An 11411-nucleotide genomic window follows, 5' to 3' on the forward strand; every position below is an offset into this window, starting at 1 on the left:
GTTATTCCAATGAGTTTTGTTTTCCCAACAGGGCGGTTTTGCGGAGCTTGCGGAGTAAAACCGCCCCAACCGGATTTTACCTCGGTCGGGGTGGCTTCATGTCACAAACGCTTTCAGTCGATGTCGGTGCCGATGAAGTGTTCGTTGTCGATGAGGGTGTAGTAGTAGCCGTTGCCGCAGCCTCGATACTCCTTGCTGAATCCGGCGATGATGTCTCCCTTACGGCTGTACTTTGTGTCTTCGGTCACGACTTCAAGCCACAGGGCGCCGTCGTAGCCTCGAAAGTCGAAGCGGCATGAGCGGTAGTTCTGCCGTTCACGGAGAGCCTTGCGGAACTGGCTTACCGCCCAGTCGTCATATCGGGCGATGGCTTGTAGGGAGATGATTTCTCCGTCGATATGTGTGCCGGTGGTAAGTCCGTTGGCGTAGCAGTCTTTTTCGGGGTCGGCCTCAAGACACTTTCTGATGAACGGCGATGTAAAGTCTGCCTTGGCTGCATAGCGTTGGAACTTTCTGACGATGTTGGTTGTCTTCGGCTCTGCCGGATTGAGTGCTGTCCAATGCTCAACGGCTTGACTCCCGATAGGAAAACCTTTTGTTCGTGAGCGTGGTGCGAACTCGCACAAGCGTCCGTCCTGCGACATGAAGAGTCTTCGCTGATGGATGCCGTTTATAGTGGTCACGTCGTATAAGCCGGATTTCTTTCCGACGATAGCGGTTGCTTCCTGATATTCCATAGGTGTATTGGGTGTTGTGCCGCTCCGACCTGTGTTGTCGGAGCGACTGATTTTACCTGCTGATTACTTCATCATCATTACATTGCAGTCGATTACGTCTGAGCCAAGTCCAAAAGCTGGGAAATGGCTGAAATACGGATGGCTGCTCCCTTCCTCGTCCGTTGCCGGACTGACCGTCACGACATTGTTTTGCTCCCACCATTTGTCGATGATGGCTTTCTCCTCGTCTGTTATGCCCTCGGTGTCTGCGTTAACCAAGTAACACATGGCCCATACGGGTATTGGTTCTATTGAAAATTCCATAGTGCTGATTATTAGAAGTGATAGTCAAGGATTGCTCCGATATATAGTTTTGCTCCGATTTGCAGACTGCCGATTAGGCGCATTAGTTGACGTGACCTTTCTGCGACTCCCATGCCCTCCGTATAGTTTGTGATGAAGAGAGTGTCGGTGTCAAGCGGATTGGCGATAGCCTTTTGAAGTCGGTAAGCGGGTCCGGCACACTTGAAGACGTTGGTCTCGATGATTGCCTCTGCCTTTTCATGCAGTGAGGCGGTGTACTCTTTGCTCCACTCAGTGAAACCTCCCTTGTAGGTCAGCGTCTCTCCATCGGGATTGACGCTGAACATACCTGCCGGAAGAATGCGGTGAGCAAGAGTCTTGATAAGTTTGGCTCTCTCTGATTGGCTGACCTCACGACAATAGTCGATAGAGGTCATTTCTCCGGCTTCAACGTGGTCGATGCCTACATATTCATCGGTGCCGATGGGTTGCTCTGCGATTTGAAATATTGTGCTGTGCATGGCGATGGAGATTAGAAGTTTGCTACTGAGGGAATTGAGCCATTTACTTTGAGTTTGAACGCCTGGGCGTATATGAGTCCGAGGGGCGTGTCGGGATGGTCGATGTGGTATGTGCATACCTTTTTGAGAGTGGCGGCTATTTTCTGACCGTTCCAGCCTCGCATGAAACTGATGCGGTCGCGGTACTCGCGGTGTACCTTCGATTTCGATACCGAGGCATATAACGCCTTGATTTTTTCCTGTCTGTCCATAGTCTGTTCCTTATGAAGTGTCCTAATCTTTCTCCCTTTGGTCGAAGCCTGATGGCTTCTCGCGTCCGGGGAAATTTTTCGATGCAAGACAGACGGAGGGCATGAGGTGGCGTAAGGCAAGTGCGGCAAGATGAAAATGACGGAATACCCAAATCTATGATTTGCGGAAGGCTGTCGGCATTTTCATCGCAGACAAGCGAAGCGGTCACTTGCAGTCGGCACCGCCCTCCGTAACTTCGTAGCGAAAAATCCTCGGATGCGTGAAGTATTCTGGTGCAACAGGGTAATAGAAAGCCCGATGCTCACGCACCAGGCATTCCTACATACAATGGCAAAAGAAAAATTCAGTGGATTTGTTTTGATAGCAATCTATTGTTCTATTATTCTTTATTGGCAATTTTCAGAACCTTTTGCAAAGTTGTCTGCCTGCCGTAGCCGAATATGTCTTCAAGAGTTAGGGAGTGAGACAAGAGTGGTATAAGCTGATATTCAGGATAGACTTCGGCATTGTCGGCGATGTAGTCATAAACCATCTGCGACGAGCCTCGCAGCTCGATCTTACCGTTGAAAGGGAATGAATCTATGAATTGCCCCATAAGCCGGGGCAAGGCTGTTATTGCGATGGAACCGTCAGGCGAAAGCCAGTGACGGCAAAGCTCGCGGATGGAGTATTCGCGCTTACGGTCTTTCATAAAATAGCGGCACCGTATCTCAAAGGTGCGCTGCACCTGCAATCCGTCGATGACACCGAGTGTCGAAAACCATCCCTTTAGTGTTCCCTTGATGGATTTCCATGTATCGGCTTCGATAACTTGAAGTGTCCGTTCACATTCCAGACACTTCACCTTTCGGGCATTTCCGGCATATACCATTGCATTGCCGCACATCGGGCAGACGGTGACATTGTTCGTGCGTCTGACCGCCGGGTGAGTTATGGCGTTCTCTCTGGCCCATTCGATTATATTGTTAGATATGGCTCCAACCGACTTGTTGAGTTCGACGATTCTTTTCTGATACGGTGTCTTCGGCTTCATGAGATAATGTTAGATAAAGCCGGCCCGACACAAGCGAATGTGCCGGGGCGGCATAGTGATCAATCTTTCCTCTCTGATGCTTTCAGAGAGACTTTGCGGAACTGCTTAAGGAGCGGTTCAAGTTCGAGCGAAGTGCGGCGGGCACGGAGACCTGCCGCCTTGTTTCCCTTTTCAAGCTGGGAATTGGCGTCCTTCAGAAAGGCTTCCGCCTTGACTGAAATCTGTTCGATAAGGTCTTTCATGTTGAAATAGTGATATTTGACGGTTTATAAAAGCGGTATCTCAAAGGAGTTTACAACGCAGGTCGCCTCCTTGTCGAGTATGAACCAGTATTCCGAGTGATACGGTGTACCGTCCTCATTCTTGGCCTCATACTCAATCTTGACTTTCCAGCCGTTAAAGGGCTTCTGCGTTTTGTCATTGGGGTCTTTGACTGTGACGAGCGAGCGCAGTGCGGACAGCGAGGACATCTGACGCTCCATGAGCGCCGACGTAGAGCGGTCTTCAAAGTCGAAGTTCTCCATATTGTCGGTGGCCTGCATCACTTTCTCGTTGATTTTGAGCATGGCCATGGCTATGTTCATGCTCTCTTCCGTAGTGACGTAATCGCGGCCGAAGATTGAGTCAGCCTTGCTTACCGCCTTGATGTTCACAGACTCAGGGCAGTCCACACAGGAGTACAGCGACTTCTCCGCCACAGCTCTTGCACGTTCCTTCGGGTCTTCACGCTGGCAGGCGAGGAAAAATATTCCTCCCCACACGAGCAACCCTCCTATGAGAAGGATTGCGAGTTTCATTCCCGGCTTCATACCCTTATGACCTGTGACTTGTCGGGTGAGACACCGAGTTTCTTTTCAAACCGCTGGCCGTCCTCACGGTACATCTCCACCGGATTGGCGGTGATGCCGTCGGCGCATATCTGACGTGCCTCGTCGAGCGTGATCAGATGACCGCCGATGTTGCGCCAGATGACGAAGTTGCACGGCGCGGACGGATGGCTGTAGTTCGAGCAGTTGAACGCCTTGGAACCGACGCGGATGTCGCCGCCGCACTTCGGACACTTTCCAATGATGGACTGCATATCCACAGAGCCGTCGTCGTTAAGTACAAGCACGGTCGGGAATGTCTTCCACTCCTTTGTGGCGAAGCCGTCGAGCATAATCTCACGCTTCTCCAACAGGATGGCTATCTCTTCATCGGTCATCTTGCGGTTGCCGATTACACCGTTGATGAAGACCCCGCACTTTGGAGCCTCCCCGGTATTGTTCTCGCAGCGATAACCCTTGCAGGTCTTCACCACGTTGCCGCCACACACAGGGCAGCGACCTATGATTTTCTTTTCGTTTTCCATATCTGTAATGGTTGAATTGTTGATTGTTTCAATAATTGATATACTTCCAGTCATTAATCAGACCGTTAACCACAGCCTTGCCCGACATAACCGAGGCCCAGCCCTCCGGGTCGAGAGAGAACCACAGGGCATCCCACGAAAGTGTCCTGACCTGCCATGCGAGGATAAAGAGGTCGGTGTTTATCGCTTCCAGCCTCGATACCACCTCATTGGCGATATAGTACCGCTCGGCCGAATTGAGCAGATTCACCTTATGCTTTTCTTTTTTGCCGTCATCTCCGGTGACATTGTATGAGCCGGAGGTAACAAGCTGTTGCATGAAAGGATAAAGTGCTGCCATCTGGGCGGCGGCATCACTGATTTCATCGGAAACAAGCAGGGCTATCGCCGTTCCCTTGAGATTACCCTTTACCGAGTTCTTTAGCAGAGCCGTATTCCTGGGAATCTCGGTCAGCACCAGTTCGCCGGCACGTTTTATCTGATATAGATTCTGCATCGCACCCTGGGCGTTCGAGAGATATTCAAGCATCTTGTTCTCCACGGCATGAACGCGGTCGAGGGCGACAGTCACGGCAGCTTCAGCCGCGATTATCTGTTCCTGGGTCTTCTTCCGTTTCTTGTGGATGCTTTTCAGCTCCTCGGTCTGGAGAATGACAGTGGCCGTCAGCGTCGGGTCTGTCTGCTGTGCGCATAGTGGCAAGCCACTCGTCAAGCAGCTCAGAGATATGGCGAGGCCGACAGCACCTTTTTTCATACGGCATATCATTATCTTTAGATTTTGAGTGATAATTTGCGTTGCTCCGCGAGGTTTATGTCGCGGTCGTTCTTGTCTGATGAAATCTCCGGCTTCATCGGCTTGTTCAGCAGACAGTCGTTCCAGTCCTTGAAAGCCTTGGGAGGTGGCCACTGGCCCATGCGGTAGCGGAGCGACAATGCCGAACTTACCTGCGGTATGATAGAGCGTCCTGTATCGACATCTATGGACTTACCCTTTGCCTCGACTTTCAGTCCGTCCTCGGTCTTGGTGACTTTAAGGGGAATATTCTCCAACAGAGCCATCATACGCAGACCGTAGACACGTCCGGCAAGGTCATTGTCGAAGCAGTCGAACGCCCGGGCATTGGGAAATCTTTCCATTGTTTTAGTCACCTGCTTATCTGAAAATGTGCCACCAAGGGAGACCAGGGCGATGTTGTTGCCCAACTGGGCGCGGTTCATCTGGTAGAAAGCCATAGCGTCGAAAGCCGACTCAAAGAAAAAGACATTCCTGACAAGCCCGTTATTGCCGCCCGAAAGATCAGCAATCCATGCGGCTGACGATGAGTTCGTTCCGGCAGCCTTTGACTTGTAGCCACCCATGCCACGGATTTCATAGCCCTTTACCGAAGAGTCCAATCCCTCGGTATAAGGGAAGCCGATATTGTAGCCGTCAAAATTCTCGTTCCTCTTGTCCCTTATCAGTGCTATATGTTCAGAGAGGCTTCTGACCGTTTCATCAGCAATGCCTCTGAGGGAGAAGAGCCGTGGAATCCTGTTGGGGTCAACCGGCTTCACCTCATATCGCGTACTGTCAAAAGTATGGCTGACCGATGCCGACTTTACATATTCCCGGTCTTCCTTATACTCCGGTTCCGGCATATTGGCGAATCGGGCCATGACCTTGGCTATTTTTTGCCACTCGTCCTTACCGGTGACAAAGAAGGAGCCGAGATTCTCTCGGATCAGTGTCACGACATCACCCTTGCTGCCATCACGACGGAAGAAGGTCTGAGCCGCCTTGTCGCGTGGATTGCTCACGATGATTGTGTCACGGCGGTTGGCACCGTCACCCAACACCAGCTCGATGTACTTGCCGACGCCGGCCTTGCGGTCGAGACGGTAGCCGAGGGCGTAGGCGATGTCATCGACACCGACACGGGATTTCAAGTTTTTGAAATTCACTTTGTATTCTCCCATACCCTTGTGGTCATTAAATGCTTAGTGACGGCGATTTTTCCCGCGATTTTCCGAGATTGGCAATTTCCGGCTCATATTGCTTTCTCGCTGTCATTATGAGAAAAGCGTCCTTGTCTTTTATATCGGTGAGCTGGAAGTAGGTTGTCGCTGTCGATTTCTTTATGGGCTTCAGACCGAGGTCAACACCGTCGTAGGTGGCTCTGATTGCATAGTCGCCGGAGCGTGTCTTGACAATGGCCGCGTTCTTGAACGGAATCTCTTCATCAGACAGAGTGACGAAAGGGTCGTTCTTCGCCAGATAAGGCTGTTCCCCGAGAACAAGACGCTGGGCGTCAACACGGTCGAGAATCATATCGGACGCCTTGTTGACATCAGCCATTACCGAAACGATGAATTTCGGCTCCTGCTTCAAGGTCGCTATCCATGAGTCGAGATATGCCGCCGAGTTGTCGGTAATTTTCGGGTCAAACCCCATAGAATGCGAAATCATTGCTGCGGTCAGCTCCGCCACAAGCTCCTCCTTGGCATACTTCGGGTCGCCGAACTTACCGCCCATTTCCCGGTTGAGCCTCTCGGGGGTCATCGTCGAGTGGGTCATCTCATGAAGCATGGTGGAATAGAACTCCATGCCGTCGCGATAGACCTCCTCGGGTGTCGAGCCGGTGTTGAACTGGGCTTTCATCGGGAGCACCACTATATCCCGGGAGGGAGAGTAGTAGGCTCCGTTCTCGCGTTTGTCCGCCTGAATCGGGCATAGCCACGACTGCTGCTGAATCATGCGGTCGAGTGCGGCATGGGCGTACATACCCTTTGTGTCGCGCAGCCCGGGCACCTTGAACCTGTCAAGAAGTTTCCGGACACGCTCAGGCTGAGCCTCACGCAGATTCGTCTGGTCGATGTTATAGACAGGGAATGCTTTCACAAACGGAATGACCTCCAGGTTCTTGCGCATATCCTTGTCCATCGCGCGGTACTCGTCCGAGCTGATGCGCCTGCCGTCCTTGTCCTTTACCATCATGTCCCAGTAGACAACCGGGAATGCCTTCTCACCTTTGAGCACATGGGCCTTGAGATTATGAGCCTGCTTGAAAGTCAGATAGACAGGCATCTCATATCCTTTCTCGGCAGAATAGAGTTGAAGAAAGAAGGAGTTGGAGCCGGAGTAATTGCGTCCGCTGACATTCTGGGGAAGTCCGGCGTAGCCGTTGGCGCCACCGATCCAGCCCTGCTTCCAGTCGGATGCCTTCATCTGTTCCATGCGCCCGATCATCATCTCGGCGAAACGGTCGAGCGCGGCCTGACCCGCACCCGCCGTCTGCTGGGAGCCTGCCTTCGGCTTATAACCAGAGGCCATATTCCTCGTCGTCGATGAGCTGACGTTCCATCGCGTCGATTTCTGTCTGCTCGATGTAGAACTCGGCTGAATCGTCGCTCGGGTCGGTGCCGTGGCTGCGGCACCAGTCGAGATAGTCCTGCGCGTTCTCGCCGTTCATCACAAACTGGAGGTGGCCGATGCGCCCCTCCTGAAGAAACTCTACAAGCTCCTCATGTTTAATTACTGACATATTCTGTTTCTGATTTATCGGATTAAAAATGTTGGAATGGCCGGATTACATTTTCATTGACTGCGATTTCTCCATGCTCATGACCGGACCGTTAAGCATGGTCTTTATATCCTCGCCGAGATACTTGGCGGCTATCTGCTCGCGGGTGGCGGTCTTGGTCTTGAACAGGGCGAAGCCGTCATCAAACGAGATTTCCTTCTTGTCGGTGCGCCCGTGCTCGCCGAGGTCGGCAGACACCTTCCACTTGTTGTCGGAGCGGTCTTTCGCGATCCGCACAACAGATGCCTCTACACCCTCAGGCAGCCGGAACTGCTGGTAATGGCTCGGCAGGTGCAGACGCTCGCCGAAATTCTTCTCCACGAGTTGCCCCGGGGTCTGCACACGGTCGAAATAAGCGTTAAGGTCCTGGCGCGAGGCGACGGTTGACATTTTCTGTCCGTCCACCTCGGCGTAGAACTTGTAGCGGCCGAAGTCGGGGCGCTGCTCGTCCTTCTCCTTGTAGACGTTGAACTTATCGACTGTCAGCGGTCGCTGCTCGGGACCGGACACCACGTTGGCGACTTGGAACGCCACGTCCGGCACACGCTGCATGAGCTTGGTGGGATAGTAGCGTTCCATGAGCTGGGGCACGGTCATCTCCTTCTTCTGATAGGCTGCGAGGTCAGCGGGATCCATCTTCTGCGGTTTGAGCTGCTCGCCGTTGATTTTGGCTGTGAAGTACCAGTCCTCGGGATTGGTCTTGCTCTGATAGGCGTGTCCGTGGGTCACCTTATCACCGTTGACAGTCACCATCTGCGGCTCGCGCGGTTTGCGCTCCGCCTTGGCCTCTTGGCTTTGTTCTGATTTAGCTTCAGATTTGACCTCGGTTTTCTTCTCTTCGGCAGGTTTGTCAGCCTTTACGGACTTGACAGGCTCTTCCTGCGCGGCCTGTTCTTTCTTCTTTCTTGGCATATCTGCTTCGTTGGTGGTTGATTGTGATTTCTCTTTTTCGATTTTCTGCGGCTTTTCGAGCTGTTCACAGATGGCGACCCTCATTCCGGCTCTGACAAGTCTTGGCAGATAGGTGTCGAGGGCATGATGCGGAAACCCAATGCTCTTGACCTTCTTCCCGTCCACTTTCTTCTCCCTGGTCTCGATGTCGAGAATGGTCGAAGCCTTGACCGCATCCTGCTTGAACGACTGGTAAGTGTCGCCGATTCTAAACAGCAATAATGCGTCCGGGTGCTTCTCTTTCATCTTGACGAACTGGTCGAGAATACCGTCGATATTTTCAGGCTTTTGCTTCATGGCTACATCTTCATTCCGGAATTTGGGTCGCGCTTCCTGTCAGGGTCGAGATTGATGGCTCGTTCAGTTGAGTGTCTATCGACAACCTGCTTATACTCCCAGGCATTTTTATCGGTCTGAACCAGGCCGATATATTCGGGATGCAGCTCGTCGTAGCGGAGTTTCTGCTGTCGTTCCCATTCCTTCATGTCACCCTTGACCACGCGGAAACCCTGCGGCTCTTTAAGGTCAATGCCGACTGTCACTTTCTCGCCTCCCACATTTAGCTCGGCAGGCTTGCCGTCGCGCACCTGTTGTTTCTGTTGGGTGCCAAGCTCAATGTCGTTGACTTTCTCCATATCCTTGATGCGCTGCTCGACCTTTATGTCGTTTACCTTGCGTTGGATTATGGACTTCGTTTCCGGATCGAGCTGGAGATAATGTTGTGTCTTCTCTCCGTTGATGTCGATGGCTTTCTGAAGTACATCACCATTGCGGAGACGTTCTGCCTCGTTTGTGGTGAGTCTCAGCTCGCGCACCTTCTCCTCGTCGAGGGCCTTTCTGACGGGATAAGCGATGAGGACAGCCTGACCCGTCTGGTCGAGCGCCATCTGCAATTTCAGGGGCAACGTTATCACGTTCCCGTTTCGGGCAGTTATGGAGACCTGCATCAGAGGTGTCACTTCACCGTCAACGAGCTTCTGACGGAACTCCTGCGGCAATCTGTCCGCTTTCTCACGGTCAATGCCGAGGAGAGCCAGTTTCTCGTAAGGAAGCTGAGTCTGTTGATTTCTGTTGTCTATTTCCATTCGGTAGATATTGGTGGATTAAATTTGCGATGCGAACCGCTTGAACACCACAAAATTATTTTCACTTCAAACCGCGAAAAGAAATGCACGACACTATTCTCGCCATATCCCTGCTACTGGCCGTCCCGGTCAACGCGCAGGCACAGTTCAACACAATCAGCTTAGACGGCAATTTCGGGCGCGAAATAGCCGTCTCATATATGCAAACCGTTAATAATAAGGAGTCAAAAGAAGAAAAAGAGACTTTGGGAACTGATTTTACCTCCAACTCCGACTCAATCACAGCTACAACATCCCCTGCGCCATCTGACCGGAAACGGAACGTGAACAAGTACGACGCCAAGCCATCTACACATACCACCAGAAACACATTATATAATAGGAGTACACCCGATTCAATCGCCAGCCTACCGGAACTTACCATCCCCAATCTCCTCGCGGAGATAAAACGCAACGGCATCCGGCATCCGAACATAGTTCTGGCACAGGCAATACTGGAGACAGGCTGGTTCCGTTCATCCGTCTGCCGCAACAAACACAATCTCTTCGGCCTGACAAACCCGCGCACCAAGACCTACTACGAATTCAACCACTGGACCGAAAGTGTCCGTGCCTACTATACCAAAGTCCAGTACCGCTACAAGGGCGGCAACTACCTCCTTTGGCTACGCGACATCGGCTATGCCGAAGACCCCGGCTATATCCACGCCATCATAAAGGTTCTGAAACAACTGTAGATTGCTTGTTTTCAAATTATTTTGTAATTTTGCATTATGTTACAAGCCTTACTACATAAGAAGTTAAAAGCTTCCTTTGCAGATCCTACCTTTCGTCCGTCAGAAGATACACTTACGTCTTCTGTAGTAGGCTTGATGCAGTATCTTCCACCATATGTTTTCAATAAAATTCTTAAAGAATCTTGTGGAATCAACAGCCCTTTTCCAAATGATATAGGATATGTTGATTATATCGGCTTTTGGGAACATTGGGATGCCGCTGAAACTTCAAATGCAAGGATTGTAGAACCAGATGTCATTATATGCACTAATAATTATAGAAGCTAAGAAAAGTGACGAGTCAGGGCAGTATTATGAACAATGGAGGAACGAGATTAAAGCATTTCTTAATACTCACGAATTGGATAATAGGAATGTGGTGCTCTTGGCTCTTGGCGGGAATACTACTCTCGAACATAATAAGGTGACTATTAATAACTTCTCGTGTCCTATATATAAAGCAAGTTGGTTTAACATTCTAAATTCCGTATCAAAGTTGATTAATGAGCCTTTGCCCAATCATATTAAAAGAATTTTGGATGACATAGTAGATGCTTTTGAAATCCATGGGTTCTTTAATATCGAATGGTTGGATTCATTGGAAACAGGTAGCTTTGACACAAATACAATAGATGTATTGTCACATAATAACTCTTTCAGTAGATTTTACAAACCAAGTAAACCACTTTTAACTAAGAACAAGAATATATGGCAAATATAGATTCGATTAAAGATGCGTTGTGTGATGTAAGAAAAGCTCACAGAATCATTTATGCCTATCAAAAAAGGATGATGGGTATTGTAAGATTTATTGGCAAAAAATTGGATTTCCCAGTATGTGAAGGGTATAAATGGTTCTCTAA

General features: G+C 50.6%; 17 protein-coding genes. 3 read left to right on the top strand and 14 right to left on the bottom strand.

Translation table 11 applies throughout. The features are described from left to right. Positions 1-113: 113 nt before the first annotated feature. The 14 genes from C5O24_RS07600 to C5O24_RS07665 form a co-directional block, all read right to left on the bottom strand. The gene (locus C5O24_RS07600; protein WP_107036352.1) at positions 114-737 is read right to left on the bottom strand and encodes a hypothetical protein; all 624 of its coding nucleotides are present in this window, start codon (positions 735-737) and stop codon (positions 114-116) included. Between the two features lie 63 nt (positions 738-800). Next, entirely contained in the window at positions 801-1040 is a 240-nt protein-coding gene (locus tag C5O24_RS07605; protein WP_107036351.1) for a DUF6926 domain-containing protein, read from the bottom strand. An 11-nt stretch (positions 1041-1051) separates the two neighbouring features. Beyond that, positions 1052-1540 carry a hypothetical protein gene (locus C5O24_RS07610; RefSeq protein ID WP_107036350.1) on the bottom strand — a complete coding sequence of 163 codons (489 nt, stop codon included), beginning with the start codon at positions 1538-1540 and terminating at the stop codon, positions 1052-1054. A gap of 11 nt (positions 1541-1551) precedes the next feature. Further along, the gene (locus C5O24_RS07615) at positions 1552-1791 is read right to left on the bottom strand and encodes a hypothetical protein (RefSeq protein WP_107036349.1); all 240 of its coding nucleotides are present in this window, start codon (positions 1789-1791) and stop codon (positions 1552-1554) included. Between the two features lie 380 nt (positions 1792-2171). Further along, entirely contained in the window at positions 2172-2825 is a 654-nt protein-coding gene (locus C5O24_RS07620; protein WP_107036348.1) for a hypothetical protein, read from the bottom strand. 59 nt (positions 2826-2884) lie between these two features. Further along, a complete protein-coding gene (locus tag C5O24_RS07625; protein ID WP_107036347.1) occupies positions 2885-3067 on the bottom strand; it encodes a BF3379 family histone-like protein in 183 nt (60 codons plus the stop codon). Positions 3068-3091: 24 nt separating this feature from the next. After that, on the bottom strand, positions 3092-3622 hold the full coding sequence (locus C5O24_RS07630; RefSeq protein WP_306254315.1) for a hypothetical protein: 531 nt from the start codon (positions 3620-3622) through the stop codon (positions 3092-3094). An 8-nt stretch (positions 3623-3630) separates the two neighbouring features. Continuing rightward, entirely contained in the window at positions 3631-4176 is a 546-nt protein-coding gene (locus C5O24_RS07635) for a topoisomerase C-terminal repeat-containing protein (RefSeq protein WP_107036345.1), read from the bottom strand. A 28-nt stretch (positions 4177-4204) separates the two neighbouring features. After that, positions 4205-4930 (bottom strand): hypothetical protein, encoded by a 726-nt coding sequence (locus tag C5O24_RS07640; RefSeq protein WP_107036390.1) that lies wholly within the window; start codon positions 4928-4930, stop codon positions 4205-4207. A gap of 17 nt (positions 4931-4947) precedes the next feature. Further along, positions 4948-6132, bottom strand: coding sequence for a toprim domain-containing protein (locus tag C5O24_RS07645; RefSeq protein ID WP_107036344.1), 1185 nt, complete (start codon positions 6130-6132; stop codon positions 4948-4950). A 13-nt stretch (positions 6133-6145) separates the two neighbouring features. Continuing rightward, entirely contained in the window at positions 6146-7486 is a 1341-nt protein-coding gene (locus C5O24_RS07650; protein ID WP_107036343.1) for an ArdC family protein, read from the bottom strand. Then, entirely contained in the window at positions 7470-7697 is a 228-nt protein-coding gene (locus C5O24_RS07655) for a hypothetical protein (protein ID WP_107036342.1), read from the bottom strand. Before C5O24_RS07655 ends, C5O24_RS07650 begins: the two co-directional genes overlap by 17 nt. A 45-nt stretch (positions 7698-7742) precedes the next feature. Further along, a complete protein-coding gene (locus C5O24_RS07660) occupies positions 7743-8984 on the bottom strand; it encodes a MutS N-terminal domain-containing protein (protein ID WP_107036341.1) in 1242 nt (413 codons plus the stop codon). A 2-nt stretch (positions 8985-8986) separates the two neighbouring features. Then, a complete protein-coding gene (locus tag C5O24_RS07665) occupies positions 8987-9772 on the bottom strand; it encodes a DUF4099 domain-containing protein (protein WP_107036340.1) in 786 nt (261 codons plus the stop codon). Positions 9773-9855: 83 nt separating this feature from the next. On the opposite strand from C5O24_RS07665, the gene C5O24_RS07670 reads away from it, so the two are divergent. The 3 genes from C5O24_RS07670 to C5O24_RS14660 form a co-directional block, all read left to right on the top strand. Beyond that, positions 9856-10509 carry a glucosaminidase domain-containing protein gene (locus C5O24_RS07670; protein ID WP_107036339.1) on the top strand — a complete coding sequence of 218 codons (654 nt, stop codon included), beginning with the start codon at positions 9856-9858 and terminating at the stop codon, positions 10507-10509. A gap of 36 nt (positions 10510-10545) precedes the next feature. Continuing rightward, complete coding sequence (locus tag C5O24_RS13800) at positions 10546-10836, top strand: hypothetical protein (protein WP_133165499.1); 291 nt, start codon at positions 10546-10548, stop codon at positions 10834-10836. Positions 10837-11256: 420 nt separating this feature from the next. Then, positions 11257-11411, top strand: a 155-nt coding sequence (locus C5O24_RS14660) for a PM0109 family protein (RefSeq protein ID WP_500690276.1), incomplete at its 3' end; no start/stop codon positions are given.

Source organism: Paramuribaculum intestinale, from assembly GCF_003024925.1.
GTDB classification, from domain to species: Bacteria; Bacteroidota; Bacteroidia; order Bacteroidales; family Muribaculaceae; genus Paramuribaculum; species Paramuribaculum intestinale.